Origin of the sequence: Kaistella rhinocerotis, assembly GCF_030243905.1 — a bacterium.
Classification (GTDB): domain Bacteria; phylum Bacteroidota; class Bacteroidia; order Flavobacteriales; family Weeksellaceae; genus Kaistella; species Kaistella rhinocerotis.
Genome location: NZ_JASSYY010000002.1, coordinates 398,554 through 423,686, shown reverse-complemented (window position 1 = coordinate 423,686; position 25,133 = coordinate 398,554). Strand labels below are relative to the sequence as shown.

22 protein-coding genes are annotated in these 25,133 nt (G+C 42.8%); 12 read left to right on the top strand and 10 right to left on the bottom strand.

What is annotated here, in order from left to right; all coding sequences use genetic code 11:
- The first annotated feature begins 283 nt into the window (after positions 1-283).
- The 5 genes from QEP06_RS07160 to QEP06_RS07140 all read left to right on the top strand — a co-directional run bounded on the left by QEP06_RS07160 (position 284) and on the right by QEP06_RS07140 (position 7,335).
- Positions 284-1,570, top strand: a complete 1,287-nt coding sequence (locus QEP06_RS07160) for a PSP1 domain-containing protein (RefSeq protein ID WP_285269681.1) — start codon at positions 284-286, stop codon at positions 1,568-1,570.
- Positions 1,554-2,024, top strand: a complete 471-nt coding sequence (locus QEP06_RS07155; RefSeq protein ID WP_482183827.1) for a gliding motility lipoprotein GldH — start codon at positions 1,554-1,556, stop codon at positions 2,022-2,024. Before QEP06_RS07160 ends, QEP06_RS07155 begins: the two co-directional genes overlap by 17 nt.
- An 8-nt stretch (positions 2,025-2,032) precedes the next feature.
- The gene (locus QEP06_RS07150) at positions 2,033-4,411 is read left to right on the top strand and encodes a penicillin-binding protein 1A (protein WP_285269679.1); all 2,379 of its coding nucleotides are present in this window, start codon (positions 2,033-2,035) and stop codon (positions 4,409-4,411) included.
- A gap of 72 nt (positions 4,412-4,483) precedes the next feature.
- Positions 4,484-6,028, top strand: coding sequence for a protein adenylyltransferase SelO (locus QEP06_RS07145; protein ID WP_285269678.1), 1,545 nt, complete (start codon positions 4,484-4,486; stop codon positions 6,026-6,028).
- 32 nt (positions 6,029-6,060) lie between these two features.
- Positions 6,061-7,335 (top strand): DUF6080 domain-containing protein, encoded by a 1,275-nt coding sequence (locus QEP06_RS07140; protein ID WP_285269677.1) that lies wholly within the window; start codon positions 6,061-6,063, stop codon positions 7,333-7,335.
- 60 nt (positions 7,336-7,395) lie between these two features.
- Here the strand turns inward: QEP06_RS07140 and QEP06_RS07135 are convergent, their stop codons facing one another.
- On the bottom strand, positions 7,396-7,899 hold the full coding sequence (locus QEP06_RS07135; RefSeq protein ID WP_251832545.1) for a superoxide dismutase family protein: 504 nt from the start codon (positions 7,897-7,899) through the stop codon (positions 7,396-7,398).
- A gap of 129 nt (positions 7,900-8,028) precedes the next feature.
- Between QEP06_RS07135 and QEP06_RS07130 the strand changes: the two genes are divergently transcribed.
- From QEP06_RS07130 to mnmA, 3 genes are all read left to right on the top strand, one after another.
- Positions 8,029-10,248 (top strand): TonB-dependent receptor, encoded by a 2,220-nt coding sequence (locus QEP06_RS07130; RefSeq protein ID WP_285269676.1) that lies wholly within the window; start codon positions 8,029-8,031, stop codon positions 10,246-10,248.
- A 102-nt stretch (positions 10,249-10,350) separates the two neighbouring features.
- Entirely contained in the window at positions 10,351-10,992 is a 642-nt protein-coding gene (locus QEP06_RS07125; protein WP_285269675.1) for a hypothetical protein, read from the top strand.
- Between the two features lie 355 nt (positions 10,993-11,347).
- On the top strand, positions 11,348-12,535 hold the full coding sequence (mnmA, locus tag QEP06_RS07120; protein ID WP_285269674.1) for a tRNA 2-thiouridine(34) synthase MnmA: 1,188 nt from the start codon (positions 11,348-11,350) through the stop codon (positions 12,533-12,535).
- A gap of 37 nt (positions 12,536-12,572) precedes the next feature.
- Here mnmA and QEP06_RS07115 read toward each other — a convergent pair whose 3' ends face one another.
- The 5 genes from QEP06_RS07115 to QEP06_RS07095 all read right to left on the bottom strand — a co-directional run bounded on the left by QEP06_RS07115 (position 12,573) and on the right by QEP06_RS07095 (position 18,083).
- The gene (locus QEP06_RS07115) at positions 12,573-13,316 is read right to left on the bottom strand and encodes a LytR/AlgR family response regulator transcription factor (RefSeq protein WP_285269673.1); all 744 of its coding nucleotides are present in this window, start codon (positions 13,314-13,316) and stop codon (positions 12,573-12,575) included.
- Positions 13,317-13,332: 16 nt separating this feature from the next.
- Positions 13,333-13,623 carry a 2TM domain-containing protein gene (locus QEP06_RS07110; RefSeq protein WP_285269672.1) on the bottom strand — a complete coding sequence of 97 codons (291 nt, stop codon included), beginning with the start codon at positions 13,621-13,623 and terminating at the stop codon, positions 13,333-13,335.
- A complete protein-coding gene (locus tag QEP06_RS07105; RefSeq protein ID WP_285269671.1) occupies positions 13,610-14,944 on the bottom strand; it encodes a 2TM domain-containing protein in 1,335 nt (444 codons plus the stop codon). The genes QEP06_RS07110 and QEP06_RS07105 overlap by 14 nt, the downstream gene beginning before the upstream one ends.
- Before the next feature lie 61 nt (positions 14,945-15,005).
- Entirely contained in the window at positions 15,006-15,806 is an 801-nt protein-coding gene (locus tag QEP06_RS07100; protein WP_285269670.1) for an alpha/beta hydrolase, read from the bottom strand.
- Positions 15,807-15,962: 156 nt separating this feature from the next.
- Complete coding sequence (locus QEP06_RS07095; protein ID WP_285269669.1) at positions 15,963-18,083, bottom strand: carboxy terminal-processing peptidase; 2,121 nt, start codon at positions 18,081-18,083, stop codon at positions 15,963-15,965.
- Positions 18,084-18,217: 134 nt separating this feature from the next.
- On the opposite strand from QEP06_RS07095, the gene surE reads away from it, so the two are divergent.
- Genes surE through QEP06_RS07075 form a run of 4 tightly spaced genes read left to right on the top strand, consistent with a single transcriptional unit; the run spans position 18,218 to position 21,093 of the window.
- Entirely contained in the window at positions 18,218-18,985 is a 768-nt protein-coding gene (surE, locus tag QEP06_RS07090; RefSeq protein WP_285269668.1) for a 5'/3'-nucleotidase SurE, read from the top strand.
- A gap of 16 nt (positions 18,986-19,001) precedes the next feature.
- Positions 19,002-19,562, top strand: coding sequence for an HD domain-containing protein (locus QEP06_RS07085; protein WP_285269667.1), 561 nt, complete (start codon positions 19,002-19,004; stop codon positions 19,560-19,562).
- 15 nt (positions 19,563-19,577) lie between these two features.
- Positions 19,578-20,618, top strand: a complete 1,041-nt coding sequence (locus QEP06_RS07080; protein ID WP_285269666.1) for a GMP reductase — start codon at positions 19,578-19,580, stop codon at positions 20,616-20,618.
- Between the two features lie 22 nt (positions 20,619-20,640).
- A complete protein-coding gene (locus QEP06_RS07075) occupies positions 20,641-21,093 on the top strand; it encodes a GNAT family N-acetyltransferase (protein WP_341850010.1) in 453 nt (150 codons plus the stop codon).
- 184 nt (positions 21,094-21,277) lie between these two features.
- Here the strand turns inward: QEP06_RS07075 and fabG are convergent, their stop codons facing one another.
- Genes fabG through QEP06_RS07055 form a run of 4 tightly spaced genes read right to left on the bottom strand, consistent with a single transcriptional unit; the run spans position 21,278 to position 25,103 of the window.
- Positions 21,278-22,021 (bottom strand): 3-oxoacyl-[acyl-carrier-protein] reductase, encoded by a 744-nt coding sequence (gene fabG, locus QEP06_RS07070; protein WP_251832557.1) that lies wholly within the window; start codon positions 22,019-22,021, stop codon positions 21,278-21,280.
- 6 nt (positions 22,022-22,027) lie between these two features.
- Positions 22,028-22,753, bottom strand: a complete 726-nt coding sequence (gene rsmI, locus QEP06_RS07065) for a 16S rRNA (cytidine(1402)-2'-O)-methyltransferase (protein ID WP_285269665.1) — start codon at positions 22,751-22,753, stop codon at positions 22,028-22,030.
- The gene (locus QEP06_RS07060) at positions 22,754-24,130 is read right to left on the bottom strand and encodes a UDP-N-acetylmuramate--L-alanine ligase (RefSeq protein WP_285269664.1); all 1,377 of its coding nucleotides are present in this window, start codon (positions 24,128-24,130) and stop codon (positions 22,754-22,756) included.
- A gap of 19 nt (positions 24,131-24,149) precedes the next feature.
- A complete protein-coding gene (locus tag QEP06_RS07055) occupies positions 24,150-25,103 on the bottom strand; it encodes a hypothetical protein (RefSeq protein ID WP_285269663.1) in 954 nt (317 codons plus the stop codon).
- Positions 25,104-25,133: the final 30 nt, after the last annotated feature.

Here is a 25,133-nt window from a genome sequence, read left to right as displayed (position 1 = left end):
ATTTATAACCGATAATTTTGGTCAGAAATCTACTAAATAAGGCAGGTTTCGTTAATTGAATATAATACTTAATTAAAAGAATTTAATTTAAATAAAATTGCAAAAAAGCACAGAAATCGCCAAATTATAAATTATATGATTTGCATAATATTATTCATTTTGATGCACAATACGCAATGTATGTTATTTTTTATTAAATATATCTAATTACGTATGTGCGCTGACAGACCTCATTTTGCACAAAAAAATTTATACTAAATTTGCACGAAATAATATATAAAATATGAGTTGTGGATGCAAAACATCCGGCGATTCTTCCCACTCCTGCGGTACAAAATCTGCAAGTGGCTGTGAAAATGTAAATACCTGCGGTAATAGCTATAAATTAAGTGTTTTTGATTGGCTTTCGAACATTAATAATCCTTCGGAATCAAAGTGTGACTTTGTAGAAGTGAGGTTCAAGAACGATCGGAAATGTTTTTTTAAAAACGTAAATAATTTGCCGCTGCATATTGGCAGCGTAGTCACAGTAGAATCAAGTCCGGGTCATGATATAGGCGTGGTAAGTCTCACCGGTGAACTGGTGGGTATACAGATGAAGAAGAAGTTCGCTTCCGAAGCTAATCCTTTGAAAATTTACCGCTTAGCCAACCAGAAAGACATCGAAGTTTGGCAGGAGTCTCGTGCGAAGGAAGAGAGCGTAAAAATCTTAGCTAGAAAAATAGCTTATTCGCTGAATCTCAGCATGAAAATAACCGATGTAGAGTATCAGGGTGACGGCGGTAAAATTACATTTTACTATACTTCCGAGACACGTGTAGATTTTCGGCAGCTTATCAAAGAATATGCGTCGGCTTTCCGCACAAAGATCGATATGAAACAGATCGGTTTTCGTCAGGAAGCTGCAAAAGTTGGAGGTATCGGTTCTTGCGGACGTGAATTGTGCTGCTCAACCTGGCTTACAGATTTCCGTTCGGTGAATACCAATGCTGCGCGCTATCAGCAGCTGAGTATCAATCCCCAGAAGCTGGCGGGACAATGTGGTAAGCTAAAGTGCTGTCTTAATTATGAACTCGACAGTTACCTCGATGCTCTAAGCGATTTCCCGCCTTCAAATGCAACATTAGATACAGAAAAAGGGCGTGCCTTCTGCATTAAAATCGATGTTTTCAAGAAGAAAATGTGGTTTGCTTATGTGGAACGTTCAATGGCCTGGTATGATCTGGATGTCGCGGACGTGAAAAAACTGATCGCACAAAATAAAAAAGGCGAGAAAACACCACCGCTGGAAGATTTACAGAAACACGATGTTACCGTAAAATCTGTAGACCTAATCCAGGAAAGCAGTGTGGACCGTTTTGAGCGCAAAAACAGAAATCCAAATCAAAACCGGAAAAAAGGCAAGCCAAACCCAAATCAAAAACCGGAAAACCGCTCTCAGCCTAAATCTGCCGCGCCGCGAAAGCAGAATTCTGAAAGAAACGCGCCCAAAGGAGAACAGCCACAGGGAGGAGGACAGCCCAAGAAATTCAAGAAAAAGTTTCAGCCAAAACGTGATGACCGTGCGTAGATTGTTGCCCGCTTTGTTTTTGTCAGCCGTAATGTTATCGTGCGCTGACTCTGCTGAAACAGTTGATATGAAGCGTCTTGACGGAAACTGGCCGAAAAATGACGAACAGAAATTCAGTTTCAGCATTTCAGATGCCCAAAATCCTAAAAACATTATATTTGTTGTAAGGAACAATAATGATTATCCGTATAGTAACATTAGGCTGATCGTAAAATTAAATGAGGGGAAACGCGTTTTAAATGCTGATACACTTAATTACATCCTTGCGCAGCCCAATGGTACCTGGCTTGGAAAAGGTTTTGGTGATACTAAGGAAATCATGTTTCAATACAAATTAAATTATAAGTTCCCACGCAACGCAAAGTATGAAATTGGGGTCACCCAGGCGATGCGTGCAGACAGCCTGAAAGGAATTGAAGATATTGGCGTAAAAATAGAAACGCTGAAACCGTAACGTAATTTATGGAAAACAAAAAAACTGCCGGAAGCAAACCTCAACAGAAATTCCCGCTTCCGCCAAAAAAATTGAAAAGCAAAGGTTGGCGAAAATGGGTGAAAATCGTATGGATGTCGCTCTTCGCTGTGGTTTTGGGTATTGCGCTCCTGTTTTTCGCGGTGTCGCAGGGTTTCCTCGGCAGTATGCCCGATGTGAAGGAACTCGAAAATCCTGACATCTATGTTGCCTCTGAAATCTATTCCTCTGACGGCAAACTTTTAGGCAAATTCGAAAAGGAAAAAACACAGCCTGTTACTTATCAGGAACTTCCACCCCATCTTATCTATGCGCTTCAGGCAAAAGAAGACGAGCGTTTCAAAGAGCACTCCGGTATTGATTTACAGTCTGTTGCAAGGGCGGTTGTATACGGTGGCCAGCGTGGCGGTGGATCTACAATTACCCAACAGCTCGCGAAACTGCTTTTTACTGACCGTGTTTCGCAAAACAAGATCCAGCGTGCATTTCAAAAACTCAAAGAATGGGTTGTAGCGGTAAGCCTCGAGAAGCGCTATACTAAAGAAGAGATTATTACGCTGTATTTCAATAAGTTCGATTTCGTAAATAATGCGAACGGCATTGAGATGGCATCGCGAATTTATTTTAATAAGAAAACCAACCAACTTACTTTGCCTGAGGCCGCTACTTTCGTATCGATGCTTGAGGCTCCTGTCGCAAACAATCCGCTCAGAAATCCGGAACGTGCCAAACGTCGCCGCGATGTGGTGCTCGATCAAATGCTGAAAACCGGCTATCTCGACCAGCAAACCTACGATAAGGCGGTAGCAGAACCTATTAAAACCGATTTCCACCCGATAAAAACGATCGATGACGGATATTCGGCCTATTACAAATTCTATCTTCGAAAAGAGATAGATGCTTACCTGAAGGATTATGAAAAGAAAACAGGCAAGACTTTAAATCTATTTAAAGACGGCCTTAAGATTTATGTCACGCTCGATTCGAAAATGCAGGTCTACGCCGAAGATGCGATCAGGGAACACCTTACTGACCTTCAAAAAAGATTTGATGCAGAACAGCGCGGACGAAAGCAAAGACCGTTCTATTTCATCGATGACAAACAGATCCAGGGAATAATGGTTCAGGCCATGAAACGTACCGGAAGATATAAACAGCTTAAAAACGCCGGCGTACCTGAAGATTCGATCTTGATGGAGTTTAAAAAGCCTATCAAAACCTCGCGTTTCACGTGGAACGGTGAAGAAGAAGTGGAAATGTCGCCTTGGGATTCCATCCGTTACCACAAGCAGATTGCGCAGGCCGGCCTGATGTCTATGGTGCCGGGAACTGGTGAAATTAAGGCTTGGGTAGGTGGAATCAATTGGCAGCATTTTCAGTATGATCATATCAAACAGGGGAAAAGACAGGTTGGATCTACCTTCAAACCCTTTGTGTATGCCACCGCAATTATGAAATTGGGAATGACACCTTGCTCGACCGTCTCGAATGCTACCTACCGAAAAGGAACCTGGACGGTTGAAGGATCAGGCGGCAGTTTAACCTTAAAAGATGCACTCGCCCATTCCAAAAACCCTGTAGCTGTACGACTTATTGAAATGACAACGCCAAAAAGCGTTATACAGACTGCGCGTGATCTCGGAGTTACTGAAGAAATTCCGAACGAATACGCCGTAGCCTTAGGATCATCAGATATCACCATCTACGAAATGTTGGGTGCGTACTCTACATTTGCGAACTACGGAAATTATATCAAGCCGGAGATGATCTGGAGGATTGAAGATGCCAACGGACGTGTGATAAAGGAGGTGAAACCGGTACTCAAGGAGGTGATGAACGAACTTTATGCTTACACAATGATCGATCTGATGAAAGGTGTGGCAGAATTCGGTACAGCGTCCGGCGAACTTGGAAGAAGAGGCGTGGAAAAAGGAATAGAAATAGCTGCAAAAACCGGAACCACACAGAATAACTCCGACGGATGGTTTATGGGAATCACGCCTAACCTCGCCACCGGTGTTTGGGTTGGTTGGGAAGACCGCGCTACCCACTTCCGCGGAACCGGCGAAGGTCAGGGCGCGAGGATGGCATTACCGATTTGGGCTATATTCATGAAAAAAGTCTGGGCAGACCCTACACTTGGCGTCCTGAAAGAAGATAAATTCGTGAAACCTTCAAATTGGACGGGCAGTTGTTCTGACCTTCAGGGGCTTGGTGGATATGGCGACGATGGTGGCCTGCAAACCATTGAAGAACTGAAAAATCCTACCGTGACTGAGCCGCGAAGCACCACGCCGCGAAATACGCCGAAAGAAGAAAACCTCAACGAAAACCTGAATACAGGTGACGAGATAGATTTTAATAAATAATTTCTGCTAACCACACTTAATAAAAACATCCGGTCTGATATTGGCTGGATGTTTTATTTTAATGAAACCACCATGAATTTAGATAAGATTTCTTCACCCTTTACAGAACTTTTCCCTGGCGACCAAAGCGGAAATCCCCGGCAACGGCAGACACCGAAAGTTTTGTTTGCTTCCACCAATATCGCTGGCTTTCCGGAAGCTGAACTGCTTATTTTAAACGACAGATTAGCTTCAGAAATTGGTCTTGGGAAATTAGAAGCTCCTGCCGACAGTGATTTTGTTAATGCTACTAAGTTGCCAAATCACATTAAAACTTACGCCACCGCATATGCAGGACATCAGTTCGGCAACTGGGCGGGGCAGCTCGGCGACGGTCGCGCAATTTTTGCCGGTGAAATAAAGAATGAAAGCGGCCGAAAAACCGAACTTCAGTGGAAAGGCGCCGGTGCTACACCCTACTCCAGACATGCGGATGGCCGTGCTGTGCTGCGTTCCTCAGTTCGTGAATACCTTATGAGTGAGGCCATGTTTCACCTTGGTGTGCCTACCACCAGAGCGCTATCGTTATCGCTAAGTGGCGAACAGGTGCTCCGCGATATCATGTACAGCGGAAATCCGGAATATGAGAAAGGAGCCGTAATGATGCGCACCGCTGATAGTTTTCTGCGCTTCGGCCATTTTCAGCTGTTGGCAGCGCAGGACGAAATAGATACGCTAAGAAACTTAGCCGATTATGTCATTGAAAATCACTACCCGGAAATCAATAAGGAAAGTTCAGATAAATACACCGAACTGATGCGTCAAATCTCAGTGCGAACCGCTGACCTTATGGTAGAATGGTATCGCGTAGGTTTCGTGCACGGCGTGATGAATACTGATAATATGTCGGTTTTGGGCCTGACGATTGATTATGGACCCTTCTCGTTTCTAGATGAATACAGCCTGAATTTTACACCAAACACAACCGACTTGCCAGGCAGGCGCTACGCATTTGGAAACCAGGCGAAAGTTGCGCAATGGAATCTTTGGCAGCTTGCGTCCGCGCTTTTTCCGCTGATCAATGATGCCGAGGTTTTAGAGCAGATTCTGGATGATTTTTCCACCTATTTCTGGACAAAACATGATGAGATGATGGCTTCTAAATTTGGTTTTGACCAGATAACCGAAGGCGATAACGACTTTTTTACCACTGCGCAAACATTGCTTGAAGACCTTAAGATGGATTATACATTATTTTTCACTCAACTCGAAAAGTTGACCGATGATGTAGATATAATGACTTTGTTTAATGATGTTTTTTATACACGACCAACTGATAATCAAAAATTTCAGTTCATTGAATTTATACAAAATTACCGAAACCGGCTTTCCAAAAATTTAATTTCAAAAGCACAATCCCAGTCAATAATGCAGGCTGCAAACCCGAAATTCATCCTGCGAAACTATATCCTATTCGACTGTATCGCCGAGCTCCATGAAGGCAAGCATGACTTGCTTAACAAAGTCCTCACTGCGCTCGAAAATCCTTACGAAGAACTTTTTCCTGAATTCTCGAAGCGCAGACCGCCAGGTTACGACGGCACACCGGGCTGTTCCACACTCTCCTGCAGTTCGTGATTTTTAGTACTTTTGCGCAAATTTTTGCAGTCTTGGATCTTAAAAATAAATTCATCCAATTTCTTTCGACCGTCTTTCCGGCCAACAGTACAGAGTGGGCGCTGTTTGCGGTTTTTCTCAGTGTTTACGGAACTCTCGGGACAGTCATTGCAGTCGATTACCGAATTATTTTCGATGACCGCATTCCGTGGGATGCTTATTTCAGCTTTGACAACCGCGCCATAGTTCTCACCGGCGGCGGCTATGAGCGGCATCCGCTTGCGAATTATTTTTTTGAGTGGCTTCGGGAATTTGCTTTAATGTTTTCGGGCGGTCAAAAAAACGAAATTTTCCGGCTTGTACTGGCTTGGTGCAGCAACTTCGCGGTAAGTCTCAGTCTTATCCAAATATTTAAATATCTAAAAAACATCATCGGCTTACCAAATCGGTTTTCGCTGTTCACCGTATTCTTTTTTTCGGCATTTTCTACCAACATCCTGCTTTCATTCACGCCTGAGACTTATACGTACACCCTTTTTCTGCTGGTTTTATTCAATTATTATGCTGCCTTGAAAATCCGCAAAGATGAAGTGATTCCAGCATCTGCTTTAACCCTCGCGGTGGTCGGGATCGGCGGACTTACCGTTACCAATGCGGTTAAGGTGTATATTCCGCTTCTCTTTCAGCGCAAGATTTTCAGCAACTGGAAAAATTTGGGAAGGGCTGCGCTGAAGGTTGTGATTTCGATTGCCGTCTTTTTACTGCTGTTCATGTACCGTATGGATTTCAAGTTTATGCAGTTTCTCGACAAATCCGGTGCGCAGTTCGAGAAGTTTTCGCAGCAAAAGGTAACGCCGTATTGGGATATGATGGCGTCCTGGTTTCTCGGCGGCAACATTTTGTTTGCGGGATTTGAACTGCGCGACTATCACAACAAAAAGGGTTTTGAGTACAAAGCTCTTTTCATGGATGTTTTTGACAACTGGGTTTCCCACGCGGTCATCGGAGCCATCATTATTCTGCTGATTTGGAGTTGGCTTAAAAATTTAAAGAATAAATTAGCTAACATCCTGATGCTGTCACTTCTGGTGGATGTAGTAATTCACGGAATCCTGCGGTTTGGCCTCCACACATCTTATATCTACGGCGGGCATTTTGTGTTTGTTTTCCCATTGATGGTCGGCTGGCTATTTCACGCGTACCGCTCGTCATTTAAAATGATTACCTCGCTTTTCATTGTATTGATGCTCATTTTCAGCTATGTATTACTGAACAATATCTTCAGGATGACGGAGTTCTTCCGCTTTTTAGAACTGTATTACCGCTAAAATTTGTCCAAAAAAAACACGCCTCAATATGAGACGTGCTAAAGTTTATTAGATCTAAATCTACTTAATTTCAATACAGCCCACGCGCCCACCGGCATTTCCGGTAGGTTGGGTCTTGAAATCATCCTCGGAAGCGTGGATAATAAGTGATTTTCCGACGATATTTTTAGTTTCATCCGCGCATCCCAGACACCATTTATCGGTCTTGAATACAATGCGCGCCGTTCCTTCCTTGTTCGCATTCAGGTTTCCGATGTCACCCATATGGTGCTGATCATGTCCCCACTTTCCGTGATCGTCTGATGTAGGATTCCAGTGCCCGCCGGCTGAGCTACCATCGGCTGCAGAACAATCACCTTTCTCGTGGATATGCACAGCGTGTAAGCCGGGTGTAAGTTTATAAACATTAAGGTCCAGTTCAACGTTTTTGCCGGTTTGCGTGAATTTCGCCGTGCCCTGCGTATCAGTTCCGCTTTTAGGCGTTACAACTAAATTTTTCGTGGTTGTGCAGGATGTCATCAACAACGCAGCGCCCGCCAGTGAAGAAAGTGCTAAGATTTTCATAGTATTTATTTAATGGTTTATAAAGTTATTGAAAATAAAACTGACCGCTTAGCCAGTTTTTTTTACCGTTCGGTAACATTATTTTTCAGCAAAAGGCATTCCGCAATACATTTGTTAAAAAAATAAACCATGCAAACTTTCATTATTTCTAAGGTATCAGCGCTCATTGCCCTAGTTATGGCCGTCACCATGCATTCGCAGACTACGGTAAGCGGGAAAGTTGTCTATAAAAACAAAGGTATTCAGGACGTTTCTGTCACCTTAAAGGAGACCTATGACGGCGCGACTACGGATAAGGACGGCAATTATTCATTTGAAACTTCGGAAACCGGAAATCAGACACTCATCTTTACCAACCCAAAATATGTAGAAACCGAAAAACCGGTTCTGCTAACAGGTGGTGTTGTAAAAGTAGATGCTGAACTGAAGGAAGAAATTTCTGAAATCGCGGCGGTGGTGATTTCGGCAGGTTCCATCGAAGCCAGCGACCGCAAACGTGCCACAGTACTTCTAACGCCTATCGACATTTACACCACGGCAGGCGCGAACGGACAGGTAAGTTCGGCACTGGAGACACTTCCTGGCGTGCAGAAAGTCGGGGAATCCGAAGGTCTTTTTGTGCGTGGCGGCACCGGCGCCGAGACAAAATTTTTCATGGATGGAAATTTGGTCAATAATTTCTTTGGAAATTCTGTACCCGGAATCAAGTCAATGGACCGGCTGAACACCTCGCTGTTTAAAGGAAACGTGTTTTCGAGTGGTGGCTATTCAGCGATGTACGGTCAGGCACTTTCTTCTGTATTGATTCTTGAAAGCATTGATTTTCCGGAAAGAAATTCAGTAGACATTGGCATTTCGCCAATTTTTGTGTCTGCAGGTTTCCAAAATGTGAATGAAGAAAAAACCAAATCGTTCGGTGTGTCAGCCGCTTATACTAATTTAGGTCTGATGACTGAAATAATCCGTTTCAACAATGATTTCACGGAGGCACCCAAAGGGTTTGGGACGAATTTTAATTTCCGCGTAAAGAACCGCGCGGGTGGAATACTAAAATATTACGGCAGTTTTGATACAAACAAACTTGGTTTGCAGGTTGAAAGTCTGGAACCACAAACCGACTTTGAAAACACCTCGCTAAAAGGCGCAAATACTTTCCACAACCTGTCTTTCAGACAAAGGTTCGGGAAATATGTCTTTAATGCAGGCAGTTCTTATACGTTTAACAGAAATCAACTTTTTTTAAGTGAAACTTATCAAAATGAAGATCAAAACCCAAATTCTATCGATGTAAAAGGCAATTACTTTAACGCCAAAGCAACCATCGAAAGACGGATCAACAAAATTTCTGCGGTTCGTGGCGGTGTTGAGTTCAATAACAGTGCAGAAACTACTGCTGTGGCCTTATCGCCGACATCTTACAAGTTTAATGAAGATATCACTTCTGTTTTTGCGGAAACGGACCTTGGATTCAGCAATAATCTTTCAGCGAAAATAGGCTTGAGAACCGAACATTCGGCAGCGCTGGATAAATGGAATATGGCTCCGCGAGCTGCTTTGGCGTATCGGCTTGCTAAAAACTGGACGAGTTCATTCGCGTACGGCATATTTTACCAAAACCCAGAAAACCAGTTTTTTGGCGAGAACCCGCTAAATTTCCAGCGTGCGGAGCATTTTATACTTCAACTTCAAAAATCCTCTGAAAACCGAAGCCTGAGACTTGAAGCATTTTACAAAAATTATGACGATCTGATCAAAACACGCGTAGAAGAATACCGGCCGGCTGCATTTTCGAACACAGGTTCGGGCTTTGCCAAAGGAATTGAATTTTTCTGGCGTGACCGCAAATCACTGAAAAATATAGATTATTGGATTTCATATTCCTACCTCGATTCTGAGCGAGAATTTCAGAACTATGACAGGCCGCTTTTTCCAGGCTTCGCGGCGAAGCACACGCTCTCTGTGGTGGCTAAAAAGTTTGTTACCGACTGGAAAACCGGCTTCAATCTGTCTTATAACTACGCTTCCGGCAGACCTTATTATAATTTTCTCACTGATGCAGGCGGAAATTACTACCTGAATGCGCAAGGAACAGTGAAAGACAACAGCACGCTAAACTTCAGCCTGAACTATCTGCCAAACCTCGGGAAAAAAGATGCAAAATCCTTCAGCGTCTTGGTTCTGTCGGTGAATAACATCCTGGGCCGAAAGAATATTTTCGGGTATAATTTTTCAAATGACGGCCTTCGCAGAAGCCCTATCTTGCCAAGTGCTAATACTTTCGTCTTCATCGGCGCATTCATCAGCTTTGGGGTAGACCGAACCCAGGATGCCATCAACAATAATCTTTAAAAAGACCTTTCGGCAAGTAAAATGACCCTTTCAGTAAAAATTATAAACAGATTACAGGGTTTTACAAATACCTTTGATTATCAACTTTAAATAATTAAAACCATGAAAAATTTATTCTTAATGATTTGTGTTGCGTTCAGCACAGCTACATTTGCGCAAACACCTTATGAGAAAGCGATGAGTAGCAAAGTGTCTCAGGTTGAACAACAAAAAACCGCAGAAGAATTTACTGCGCTCGCAAACGACTTCCGCCGCATTGCCGACAAGGAGAAAACATTTTGGCAGCCATACTATTACGCTGCGTTCTCTTCAATCCAAAAAGGACGCCTGGCGATGCGTGAAGGGAAAACTGCCGACCTGGACGCGATTGCCGCTGAAGCTCAAAAGTCGCTCGACCTCGCGGCGGACCTCAGCAAAGACAACGCAGAGATCTTCGTTCTGCAGAAGATGATCCACGGCTTGAAAATGATGGTGAATCCGCAGGAGCGCTTCATGAGCGAAGGTATGCTGGCGGCTGAGGCGCTGAGCAAAGCTGAAAAACTGGATCCAAACAATCCCCGGATCACACTGATGAAGGCGGAAGATGTCTACTTCACACCCGAGCAGTTTGGCGGAAGCAAGCAGCGCGGTCTTGAACTTTTTCAAAAATCGCTCGATCAATACAAAACCTACAGTACAAAGTCGGCGCTTGAACCAAACTGGGGCAAAGGTGAAGCGGAATACTTTCTGGCGAATAAACCGTAGAGGGGGTTTAATGGGGTCAAATTGTTCTAATTGCTAAATTGTTCAAATTGTTCAAATTATTTAAGCACGATTCAGCTTATTAAATCTTTAAATGTTAAATCAAATCCTTCGGAAACTGGAGGATTTCATTTTAAAATCTAAAAGGACGTAATATCTACTTTTTGGGAGGGAAAATGCCTCAAATTATAGCCCGGATCGCAACGGAAATCCTTTTTTGATGGCTGAGGCTAACCGAAGCCAGCAAAAAAGATTGAAGTGAAGAGCCGGTAAAGTGCTGGTAAATGCCCAGGTTTAGTGGCTCCTAAAATTAGTCGGAATTAAGTCGTAAATTTGCAAAAAATTTGAAGATTCTGATATGAAGGTAGTTGTGGGTTTATCGGGCGGTGTAGATTCCAGTGTTGCGGCTTATCTGTTGCAGCAGCAGGGACATGATGTGGTGGCGCTTTTTATGCGGAACTGGAACGATGCTTCGGTTACGCTGGAGGATGAATGCCCATGGATAGAGGACAGCAACGATGCCCTGATGGTGGCTCAAAAGCTTGGGATACCATTCCAGGTGATTGATATGAGCGAACTTTACAAAGAAAAGATCGTGGATTATATGTTCGATGAATACAAGAACGGACGCACGCCGAATCCGGACGTTTTATGTAACCGTGAAGTGAAGTTTGACGTCTTCATGAAAACAGCCTTATCACTTGGCGCAGAGAAGGTTGCGACGGGACATTATGCACGTGTTGATTCTACTATCGACGAAAACGGCAAAGAAATATTTCATCTTTTTTCGGGCGTGGATACGAACAAAGATCAGTCTTATTTCCTCTGTCAGCTCAGCCAGGAACAGCTTTCTAAATCGCTGTTTCCGATTGGGGAACTTACGAAACCTGAGGTTAGAGAGATTGCGAAAAAGATGGAACTTGTGACTGCGGACAAGAAAGATTCGCAGGGTCTGTGCTTCATTGGAAAAGTGAGTTTGCCAACATTTCTACAACAGCAGCTCGAGCCAAAAGAAGGCGAAATAGTGGAGATTTTTACTGATTTTGATGGATTTCACACTGAAAAACCTGTTTTTGAATCAAAAATCGAGGAGCTTAAGTTTTTGTCGCGCAAAATTGAATACAACAAGACCGACGGAAAAGTGATCGGCAAACATCAGGGCGCTCATTACTTTACAATTGGCCAGAGCAAAGGCCTTGGGATCGGTGGACACGCAGAATCCTGCTTTATCATTGAGCGCGACATGCCGACGAATACGATTTTTGTGGGCGAAGGAAAAAAATTCCCGGGACTTTTCCGTAAAGCTTTAAAAATAGAAAACAGCGACGTGCATTGGGTACGCGAGGACCTGCGGCTAGGCAACGGCCAATCCATGAAGGTTAAGGCGCGGATCCGATACCGACAAACGCTCGAAGAAGCTACACTTTATCAGTTTGAGGAAGGTCTTTTCATTGAATTCGAAAATCCTCAGTCTGCAATTGCGGAAGGCCAATTTGCGGCGTGGTATTCCGGTGATGAACTGCTGGGAAGTGGCGTGATCTCTTAAAATTATAAAAATAAAAAAGCGCCTGCTGGCGCTTTTCTTATTTTGACAACCAATCTTTAAAAATCTTCACACGATCCCGGCTGACCGTGATTTCTTCTTTTGGCTGAAACTCCATTTCTACTTTGTAGTAAGGAGATGTGTGGATGTTTTTTATGTAATTGGAATTGATGATAAACTGCCTGTTTACGCGGAAAAAACACTTTTGATCTAAGATTTCCTGCAGTTCATCCAAAGTAAAATCAGTGGGAAACGTCCGTTCTTTAGTTTGAAGGTAAACGATCTTGTTCTCGCTGTAAAAACACGAAACCTCATCGGTCTGAACAATTTTCAGATTATAACCTATCTTTACCAGAATACGGGTAAGCTTTTGCTTCTCTTCTTTAATTAATGACTTGATTTCTTTCAGGTTATGATTACTTTCCGTGGGCAGAAAACTTTTGTACTTATCAATGGCTTTCTGTAAATCTTCTTCCATAACCGGTTTTAAAAGATAGTCGATCGAATTGAGTTTAAAAGCTTTTAAAGTATACTGGTCAAAAGCCGTGGTATAAATGATGAAGCTTTTACTTGGAACCTGTTCAAAGATATCAAAAGACAATCCGTCGCCTAAAACGATGTCAGAAAATATAAGATCGGGATGACTGTTTTCGGTAAACCATTGAACACCTTCTTCCACGGAGTTTAGCGTTCCAACTAACTGCAAATCAGAGAACCGGCTTAAAAGACGCCCGAGTTTTCGTGCAGCAGGTTTTTCGTCTTCAATGATAACTGTTCGGATCATGCTCAATTTTAAATTTTTATTTGTATTTGTCCATTAATTCACGGATTTTTCTTTCTTCCCACTCTTTTCCCAGAAAGATATTTGGAACATAAACACCGATCGCGTGTGCAAGGAGCCCTACACCCCAGAAAATGGCCGTCCAATAGTTATCCATATCCGACAGCTGCAGTCCCTGCTGGGTATTGCTGGCAATGATAAAAAGATTTACCAGCACATAAACTACTGCGTGAACATAAAGTCCCTTTAGTTTTTTGACCTTCTTGCGAGCTTCTGAATATTTGAGGTCCTCTTCGTTATAGGTTTCCATTTTTTTGAGTTTTTTGATTCTGTTTGTCTAAAATTTTCTGAATCTGTTTTTCTTCCCAGTCACGTCCCAGCCCGAAGACCTGAAACGCATGGGAGCCAAGACCTATCCCCCAACCTATCATCGGGAACCAGAACCACTGGAATTTTGGCGCGGTATACAGATTGATGAAGATCAGAAATGGGATCACCAGGCAATAAGACAGGAGATTCGAGTAGAAACCTTTCATTTCTTTTACCCTTTTGGAGGCTCTGCTGTAAGCCATTGATTCGTCTGAAGGCTGTGTGTTCATAGCTGTGATTTTTTGGGTTAACATTGGAATTTTCACGCGGAAAAAATCGGTAGATTTTTCTATAAAAACATTTTGTTGGGTTAATAAGGAATAACGCTGAACAATATTTGACAATCCTATTCCGGCGCTTTCTTTCACCTGTTCTCTCGCCATGAGGTTATTTTCTATAAGTAGAAATCCGTTTTCGGTATAGATCTTTATTGTTAAAGGTTTCTGAGGCGTCGCAAAGTTGTGCTTGATGCAGTTTTCCAGTAAAAGTTGAAGCGAAAGTGGCACGACGTAAGATTTCATGTCGTTTTCAGCAACATCAAATTCAAAGTTTACGCTGTCTTCAAACCTTGTCTTCAGAAGGTTACAGTAGGTTTTTGCGAAGCCTATTTCCTCTTCTACAGTGACCAGCTCTTTATCTTTCTGTTCGAGCACGTAACGGTAAATATTTGACATTGAGACGGTGAAATACTGCGCCTGATCGGGGTTTTCATCAATCAGTGCACTTAGGACATTCAACGAATTAAAAAGAAAATGGGGATCTAGCTGATTTTTTAAACTTTCAAACTGTGCATTCGCCGAACGGGCTATCAGCTTTTGCTCCACTACTTCTTTACGGGTCGATTTTTTCCATTCTTCCATGAATCCTTTTGCATGCAAAATTGCCGATATCAGTAAAGCTACATTCACTGTAAACCAGTTATTTATCGCGATTGTTCCACGGAAAAAATTGGCAAAATCCTGCTTATGGATAACGATGAAATTGATATAATTAATTAGAAAAACCAGTGCAACATTCAGAAGCAAAGTACAGATGACTCCCAGAACAGTTCTTTTACGTGTTTCAGCTACCCATGAATATTTTTTCGAGAGCATGTCATTTAAAAGCCCATTCCCGATCGCCAGCGGAAAAGAATACATCGCAGAAATCATGAGATAAAGAAAGAACATCTCCACAGACTTTTCTTTGCTGAAGAAGACAAAGATAAACGTCCCGATAAAAAAGGTAATCCAGGTTGTGGTAATAAGACTTTTTCTATTCATGATCTGAAAATTGTGTGGCAGCTGCGGGTGTTTAAATGTAGAAAAGTTTCTCCTACCTCAGCTACAGTTTTTTCTGTTTTTTCATTAGTGCTTCAATATTCTTAATAATTTCACTTCCGTTCTTCACCATTCCTTCCAGGTGGTCGCCTTCATACGTAAGAAATTTTTTAGGCTCCGGTGCATTATCGAAAATTGTTTGCGCCTGCGCTATCGGAATCATTTTGTCCGCCGCACTGTGGATGAAAAGTTTGGGTATCGTAAGGGTTTTCACATCTTCCTTTGCGGAGTAAGGAAACGGAATAGACTGTATCATCGCGGCGTTTTCAGGTGAAAAGTGACTCGCAATATCGGCATGCGAGGACATCGCGCCATCAAGGATCAGCGCCTCGATAACCATGGGGTTATTTTTAGCCAAATGTGTTGCAATCTGGCTTCCCATTGAGGCTCCATAAATGATTACGGGCTTTCCTGTAGTTTGCGGAAGCGATAAAGCATACTCCAAAAACTTTTGACCATCGCTTTGAATATTTTGGTGTGTCGGTGTTCCGCTAGACTTTCCATAACCGCGGAAGTCTATCATCATCACCTGATAGCCGGCGTCTGCCAACGGTTTCACCATGAAGGTGTAACTCGAAACATTACCGCCCGACCCGTGAAAAAACAACACAGTTGCTTTAGGTACAACATTACTTTCGATGAATATTCCGGTTATCGTATCTTTTTCAGCCGGAATGGAGAATTCTTGGAATTTTAAATTTTCAATAGGTTTCATCGTTTTTCCAGGCTGATAAAATTTCTCGTCGAGTTGTGAGAAGCAAAGGCTTGAAAGGAAGAGGCCGAAAAATAAAAGTTTAGTTTTCATAACAGTTTTTTTGTTTTTAATTATGAATCAAAGATAAACTCGCCTCCCTCCTCACTAAAATTTATAAAACCGAATGGTAAAATATCGAGACTGAACGGTAAAAAAATAACCACCGGAAAATTTCCGATGGTTAATTATGATAGATTAAGTCTAATTTTATTTAATCTGACCTGCTATCGCTACTGCCTCCTGCAGATACATATCGCGTTGCAAGCTCTTAGTCCAGTTCTGGGTTTTCTTCGCGAATGCTTCATCTTTCTTTTCGCGTTCTACCTCATCCGGATTCAGTGTGAATTTCAGTCCGTTATTATACTTTTCCAAAGCACGGAACTTCTCGATTTGTGCTTTACGCTCCTTCATCAGGGCGCTGAATTTATTTTGGTTCAAGGAAATGGTTTCTTCCTTATCCAGTCTTTCTTTCCACTGCGCAGATTCCTGCATAAGCTGGTAGTTTTTATTAGTAGCCAATCTGCTTTCGGCCGATTTGAGTAATGAATTAACCTGTAAAAAGTTCAGCGGCTGGTAAGCTGCAGCAGGGATTTTATCCCAAGGTAGCGCATAGTCGTCATAGCGTTCACCAATTTCAGCATAAGTGAAGAAATCTTTCATTTTAATGTCAGATTCAATGCCTTTTCGCTGCGTAGATTCTCCGGTCACACGGTAAAATTTCTGTATGGTCAGTTTTAATGAGCCAAAATCATCATTGCTGTTCAGAAAACGGTTCAGGTCCACAAAAGTCTGTACGGTACCTTTTCCAAAGGATTGTGGAGAGCCGATGACGATTCCGCGGCCATAATCCTGTACGGCGCCAGCTAAAATTTCAGATGCGGAAGCTGACAGTTCATTTTGCATGATGATCAGCGGTCCCGTCCAAACCGGAGCGTTGGTTCTGTTTTTCAGTGTTTGAATCTTGCCGTTGCCGTCTTTCACCTGCACATACGGTCCAGCGTTCATAAACAGCCCCATGATATCACCTACTTCCGTCAAACTGCCACCACCATTATTTCGAAGGTCCAGAATAATGCCTTCCACATTCTGGGCTTTAAGCTTTATAAGCTCATTCTTGATGTCATCGGAAGCATTTCTACCCTTTGAATCTTCAAAATCAGCGTTGAAGCTTGGGAGATTTACAAATCCATATTTTCTTCCGTCAGCTGAATTGATGATAATGCTTCGCGCGAATGTGTCTTCAATTGCCACTTCTTCACGAACCATCGTCACCTCTTTGATTGATTTGTCTTTTTTCTCAACTGTAAGCGTCACTTTCGTCCCTTTTTCGCCGCGGATCAACCGTACTGCTTCATCAGATAGCATTCCGACCACATTTACGGCTTCTTCATTAGGTTTAGACCTTACTTTCAGGATCTTATCACCTTCGCTGAGCTGCTTAGACTTCCAGGCAGGCGCGCCAATCGTGAGCGCTCCCAGATAAAGATAGCCTCTTTTTTCCTGAATGATGGCACCGATTCCTATTACCTTACCGGTAAAATTGGTATCAAAATCTTCCTTGTTCTTTGGTGAGAAATAGTTCGTATGCGGATCGAAAACCTCGGTATATGCATTCATATACACGGTGAACCAATCCATCTTATTTCTTTTTTTAAACCTTCGGAAGGTATCAGTCAACATATCTTTCACCTCCTCAGTAGCCTTGATACGTTTTTGTTCTGGAGTAAGGATTTCAAGTTTGATGGTATCTTTAAGGTTAAATTTCTGTACCGAATCCTTCTTTTCCCTTTGCAGCTGTTCCTTTGCTGAAAGCGATTCCATTTCCTGCAGGATATTGTATTTGATATACTTTTTCCATTCTGCAGAAAGCTCCGCTGCATTTACCGGATTTTTTTTGAGCTTAGGCTCCAGAACCAAAGTTTCTTCTTCATCGAAGTTAAGTGGTGCACTCAGGATGGTTTGCGAAATCTTATCAATCTCGTCAACGCGCTGGTAGAGTCTGTCTACCGTGAGTTTATAAAACGACAGGTCACCACGGTTCAGATAATCATCAAGTTTTGTGCGGTGCTTTTCAAATTCGTTCATATCAGACTGCAGAAAGTAGCGTTTGGAAGCATCGATCATGTCGAAATACTGTTTATAAACGTCCGCAGAATATGCATCATTAATAGGTCGCGGGGAATAGTGGAGGTAGCTTAGAGTATTTTTAACACTGATCATGATTGTCGACATCTTCTCGTCATCATTCTTCGGAGAGTTGAAACAGAACGCCAAAGTAGTCAACGGAATGAACAGCAGTAAAGTATTGATTTTTAATTTCTTGAACATAAAATTATTTAATAACTGAATTTGTTTAAAATTTTGCCATTTTGTTACAAGGCGGTACAAAGTATCAAAATTAATACCTTATTTCATATTTGAACCTTTTATTTTTAAGTAATTTTGTTCAAAACACTCTTTGTATGCACAGACCATTGATATTGGTAACCAATGATGACGGAATCACCGCACCGGGGATCCGGAACCTTGTAGAATTTATGAATGAAATTGGTAATGTGACGGTTGTTGCGCCAAATTCGCCGCAAAGCGGAAAAGGCCACGCCATCACAATCAACTCTACACTTACTTTTGAAGAGATCAATCTTGACGGTCCACAACGCGACTTTTCCCTGAGCGGAACACCCGTTGACTGTGTGAAATTTGCACTTGATAAGATATTGCCGCGCCGTCCGGATCTTGTGGTTTCGGGTATTAATCATGGCGCGAATTCTTCCATTAATGTCATTTATTCAGGTACGATGTCTGCAGCGGTAGAGGCTGGTGTAGAAGGTTTGCCCGCGATCGGTTTTTCACTGCTCGACTTCTCGTGGGACGCAGACTTTACGCAGGCCAAAGACCATATTCAGTCAATAGTAAAAAAAGTACTCGAAAATCCGATGCCTAAAGGTATTGTGCTGAATGTCAACATTCCAAAGCTCGAAAAGGAGCAGATAAAAGGCATCCGCGTTTGCAAACAGGCCGACGCAAAATGGGAAGAAAGTTTCGATCAGAGGGTAAACCCTCATGGGAAAACTTACTTCTGGCTTTCGGGATATTTCAATAATATGGATACAAGTCCGGATGCGGATGAAGTTGCCTTGGCCGATGGCTATATTTCAGTGGTTCCGGTAAAATTTGACCTTACTGCGCACGAATACATGAATGAACTTTCTGAAGTCTTGAAATTTTAAATATTTACATTTAAAAATGGAAGATACGCTCGAAAAAATCATTGAATTTGGCGATAAAGCCCATGGTGAGCAGCGCCGGAAATACTGCGATGACCGCTACATGGTACATCCTGTTCGGGTGATGCGGACCTGCCAGAAATATACAAACGACATATCAGTACTCGCCGCCGCTTTGCTTCATGATGTTTTGGAAGATACACCTGTGACGGAAGACGAAATCGGTGATTTCTTAAAGACTTTGTTGGATGAAAAAGCGGCAGAAAAAGCGCTGCAGCACATAATTGATCTGACAGACGTTTACACCAAGCAGGTATTTCCGAAAATGAACCGCCGCGCGCGGAAAGCCAAAGAAACTGAACGGCTTTCAAAAATTCAGCCCGAATCCCAAACAGTAAAATACGCTGACATTCTCGATAACACTGATGAAATAGTAGATCATGACCCCGATTTCGCGCGCGTTTTCCTGTCGGAGTGCCGGGTCATACTTCAACACATGAAATCGGGCGACGCTGAACTTAAAGCAATTGCAGAAAAAAACGTCGAAAATGCACTCAAAAAAGTGAAGCGGAACCGATAAAATTAAATCATACCGATGCGCATAGAATATGAAATAAAACTGGGTTTTAAGGATGTGATGATCCGCCCAAAAAGATCTACCTTAAAATCGAGATCCCAAGTAAGTTTAGAACGAAATTTCACGTTCGTCAATTCTGGAAAGAAATGGAGCGGCGTGCCGATTATCGCGGCCAATATGGATACTGTCGGAACTTTCGAAATGGCGGAAGCGCTGGCGAAAGAAAAGATCATCACTGCCATCCACAAACATTATACGCCGGACGAATGGAGCACTTTTCTTCGCAGCCAGCCCGACTCGATTTACGAATACATCGCATTAAGCACGGGAACGGGGAAAGCTGATGAGGAAAAGATCAAACAGATTATGGAGGAACATCCTCAAATAGAATTTCTGTGCATTGATGTTGCCAACGGCTATTCTGAACATTTTGTTGAATTTGTAAAGCAGGCCCGGGCCAATTTCCCCGATAAAACAATTATCGCAGGCAACGTGGTTACCGGCGAAATGGTGGAAGAACTTATTCTTGCCGGTGCCGATATAATCAAAGTGGGAATTGGGCCGGGATCGGTATGCACAACACGGATTAAGACCGGTGTGGGATATCCACAACTTTCAGCGATTATTGAATGTGCAGATGCCGCACACGGCCTTGGCGGACATATTATTTCCGATGGCGGCTGTAAAATCCCCGGTGATGTGGCAAAAGCATTTGGCGGCGGTGCCGATTTTGTGATGCTGGGCGGAATGTTCGCCGGACATGATGAAAGTGGCGGCGATATCGTGGAAGAAAACGGAAAAAAATTCAGACTTTTTTATGGAATGAGTTCGCAAACCGCGATGGATAAACACGCGGGTGGCGTTGCAGAATACCGGGCGTCAGAAGGAAAAACCGTGAAAGTTTCGTATAAAGGGCCGGTTTCTGAGACCATAAAAGATATTCTGGGCGGTGTGCGGTCTACATGTACTTATGTAGGGGCGTCCGAACTGCGCGAACTGTCGAAAAGAACCACGTTTATCCGTGTGGCGGAGCAGCATAATGAGGTTTTCGGAAATTGATATTTAATCTTACACGAGAATTTTGAAAATCCTTAGAACTACCTCCGAAAATCCAAACTTTAAAGAACTGGTGAAGTTGCTGGATGAATATCTGGCGATTGTGGATGGCGATGATCACACCTTTTACGACCAATTCAACAAAATAGATGCGCTGCAGCACTGTATTGTGCTTTTCGAGGATGAAAATCCGGTTGGTTGTGGTGCACTTAAAGGTTATGATGAGGAATCTGCAGAAATCAAACGGATGTTCGTGCGACCGGTAAGCCGGGGAAAGGGTTATGCTTCCGCGATTCTAAATGAACTGGAAAATTGGGCAAGAGAACTTAGTTATGACTCGGTAATTCTTGAGACCGGAACCAAGCAAACGGAAGCTATTAAGCTATATGAAAAGACCTATGAACAAATTGAAAATTACGGACAGTACAGAGATGTGCAGACTTCGGTTTGTTTTAATAAAATATTGAAAAACAAGTAATTGCGACAAACACTCGTTCTAAATTTTACAAAAACTCTCTTCAAATGATGAAGAGAGTTTTTTTTGAAAGAAGAGAAACTTTTTTTCTAGCCCCGATGGAAGCGGCATCCTTTTTCTTTTGCAAAAAGAAAAAGATACAGCGGACAGCGGGTAGAGTTCTCGGAAAAAACGTAAATCTCCGGCTCTAAGTGAGCATTCCGCCATCTACGTTCAGTACCTGGCCCGAAATGTACGATGACATTTCGCTACCTAAAAATACGCACGCATTAGCCACATCTTCTGGCTGGCCACCGCGTTTCAATGGAATGCCTTCTCTCCACCCCTGCACGGTTTTTTCGTCAAGAGCTGCGGTCATCTCAGTTTCAATGAAGCCAGGAGCAATCGCGTTGCAACGGATGTTTCTGGAGCCTAATTCCAGCGCCACTGATTTAGTGAAGCCGATAACGCCCGCTTTTGAAGCCGCATAATTTGCCTGCCCAGCGTTCCCTTTTACGCCCACAACCGAGGTCATATTGATGATCGAACCCGCGCGCGCCTTCATCATTGGTTTGATAACCGCTTTTGTAAGGTTGAAAACCGAATCAAGGTTCACTTTGATGATCGTATCCCAATCTTCTTTGGACATGCGCATCAGCAAATTATCTTTGGTAATCCCTGCATTGTTGATCAGGATATCGATTTTTCCAAATTCAGCAATTACGTCATCTACCAATTTTTGCGCGGCATCAAAATCTGATGCATCGGACTGATATCCTTTTATTTGCGTGACTTTACTTAATTCTGCTTCTAATTCTTTAGCCTTTTCTACTGAGCCAGCGTAAGTGAATGCAACGTGTGCACCTTCCTTCGCAAAAACCTCAGCAATGCCGCGTCCGATTCCGCGTGTAGCGCCGGTGATGAGGGCTACTTTTCCTGTTAATAATCCCATATCTCGTTATTTATATTTGTTGGTTGATGTTGGCTTCTCATCTGCCGAGCCTTTGGCCATGTCTGCATTATTGATAACCAAAACTATTTCTCCTTTTAAAGTTTTACTTTTAGAGAAATCAATTAACTCGTTGATACTACCCCGTTTAGTTTCCTCAAATTTTTTGGAAATTTCCCGACTGAGACTGATGCGTGCATCTTCGCCAAAGAATTCTTTGATCTGTTCTAAAGTCGTATTTATTTTGTGCGGGCTTTCATAAAGAACCACCGTTTTTTTTTCTGCAGCCAGCTGCTTCAGTTTTGTCTGCCGACCTTTTTTCTGCGGGAGAAAGCCGGCGAATAAAAATTCATTGTTCGGTAAACCTGAAACGACCAGCGCAGGTACAAAAGCTGTAGCACCGGGCAAACATATCATCTCAATTTCGGCGTCCGCACCAGCCTTAGACAGTAAAAATCCTGGATCCGAAATCCCGGGAGTTCCGGCATCTGTGATAATTGCGATGTTCTGGCCGTTTTTCAAATCATCCACTATACGCTCTGTCATTTGATGCTCGTTGTGCAGATGATAAGATTTAAGCGGTTTTGAAATCTCGAAGTGTTTTAAAAGAACACCGGATGTCCGCGTGTCCTCACACAGGATATAATCTACCTCTCTCAGCACTTTTATGGCCCTGAAAGTCATGTCGTCCAAGTTTCCGACCGGAGTTGGAACAAAATAGAGTATTCCAGTCATCTACAGCTTTTCGAAAAGGTTTTTACTAAAGGTTTCAAGACCCGGATCCCGCGCTCCCATAAGAAGCAGCAACGTATCTACGGTTAGCTTTGGGCGGATGATTTCAAGTAAATCATCGCGGTTTTCGACGAAAAAAGCTTTTTTGCCTTTATTTTTAATGCCTTCTATCAAATCATTGGCGGAAATGTCTTTCACAGCCGTTCCGCCTGCGTAGAAAATCTCGCTCATGTAAATCTCATCCTCGGGACGCAGCGCGTCGGAAATTTCCTGGATAAAATCATCTTTAAGGAATCTTGTGGGTCCGTAACCATGTGGCTGAAACCATGCTACCACTTTATCCGCAAGAGGTTGGCAGGCGCGGATTGAAGCAGCGCATTTGGCCGGATTGTGAGCGTAATCGTCGATCACCCACACACCATTTTTCCGGCCTAAAACCTGATGCCGGCGGTAAATTCCCTCATATGTGCGGAGACTTTCGGCGCAAACCGCTAAATCAACACCGATTTGGTGGGCAACTGCAACTGCCGCAGCAGCATTTTCAGCACTGTGTCTGCCGAGCGAGGTCATACCAAAAGGCTGATCTTTAATGGTAAATGAAAGTTCGAGACCGTCCTGCTTGAAATTTTCTACTGAATAACCGCAATTTTCTGCTTCAAAACCGAAATCCGAATTTGCGTTCGTGGACATCGTTTTCGCCTGCCTATTGGATTGATTTACAATGAATAAGCTATTTGTATTATTTTTAAAAACACCAAAGAGATCGAGAAGTTCTGCTATTTCCTGGTGATCTTTATCAATGTTGAGCAACACCCCGATTTCAGGTTTGTACTGAACAATCGAACCGTCACTTTCATCGGCCTCGATGATTAACCAGTCACCACTACCAACTGCCGCGTTACCAATTTTATTCTGTTTTATTAAAGATGTAAGACCTGCGCCCGATATGATGCTGGGCTGAAGATTGGCTTTCTCGAGCATATGATAAAGCATTGCCGCCGTGGTAGATTTTCCGGATGTTCCGGCTAGCGCGACTGTTTTTTTGCTTTTTGCAATAATGGACAGTAACTCGCTTCTCCGGATGATAGGGATTGATAAACTTTTAGCTTTCAAGACTTCAGGAACCGTATCTTCAATCGCGGTGGAGACTACAACGAGCTGTGTATTGCTCGTAATACCACTACCATCCTGAACGAAACATTTAATTCCTTCGGCCTCTAGTTGAGACCTTGTCTTGTTAGGTTCGTCTGACAAAAAATACCGGTCACTGCCAGATACATTCTTGCCAATACCTTGCAGATACTGCGCTAACGCGCTCATGCCCACACCTGCGATACCAATAAAAAAAACTTCATTAAAGTCTTCGACTGTATTTATCATTCAAGCCTAATATAAAAATTTACAAAAATTTGTTTTCTACAAGGCTCCAGAGTCGCTGTGCGTATTCATCAGCTTTTTTCCAATCTTTATCGTAATAAAGTTCGCTGAGATACTGGCGTGCGTCTTCGATGTTATCAAAGGTGTTCAGTTTTGTAATAGTTTTGGAAAGTTCATCCGCATCACCTTTAAATAAAAGTTTGGTAAATGCCACTTTATCATTTAGATCCAACCGGAATTCAGGTCTCTTCTTTTCCGCTTCCATAAAATCGGTTGACATGTTGCTTTTAAGCAAACTTCCCGGCTCAGAAGGCCGATCCTGATCTTCGTTCGCCAATTTTTCGAGGGGATCATCATCGAACAGATTCTGCATCGCCTTTAGACCTTTGATATGTGCGAGTTTAAACTTCCGTTCGGCAGATTGGGGTTTTTCTGATTCTACCTCTTTGTCCGGCACAGTGTGCTGTGTATGTTCTTTATTAATTTCTACAATTTGCCTGCGGCGTGCCTCCATTTCCCGGAACTCATGCTCTTTCTGAGCAACGCGCTCTTCATACGCCACATCCTGAGCGGATTCCGTCAGAATTTCCTCCATTATTTCAGGTTCGGCAGGGCTGGCCTCTGATTCAGTGTTTTCCACTTCGTCAAGTTCATTCAGTTCTGTAGTAAACAAAACCTCTTCTTCAATGCCATCTACTCCCAAAACATCTTCATCTGCGGAAACTTCCGCCGCAAAATCATCATTAACATTTAGAGCACTAATGTCGAGATTATCAGTATTATAGTCCGCAAAATCGTCAGGATAATATTCTTTGTTCTTATCAAGGATCCGAAGAAATGAAACCCTGTCTGAAAGTTCTGAGAATAGATCCTGCTTATTGAGCAACTCGTCAGCCGAAGAAATTTTAGATAACGAATCCAGAATAGTCTGCACTTCGAAAAACACTTTGTGTTGGATATCGTGAAAATTCGGCATGATGAAATCTATTAAATTGCGTAATTTTGA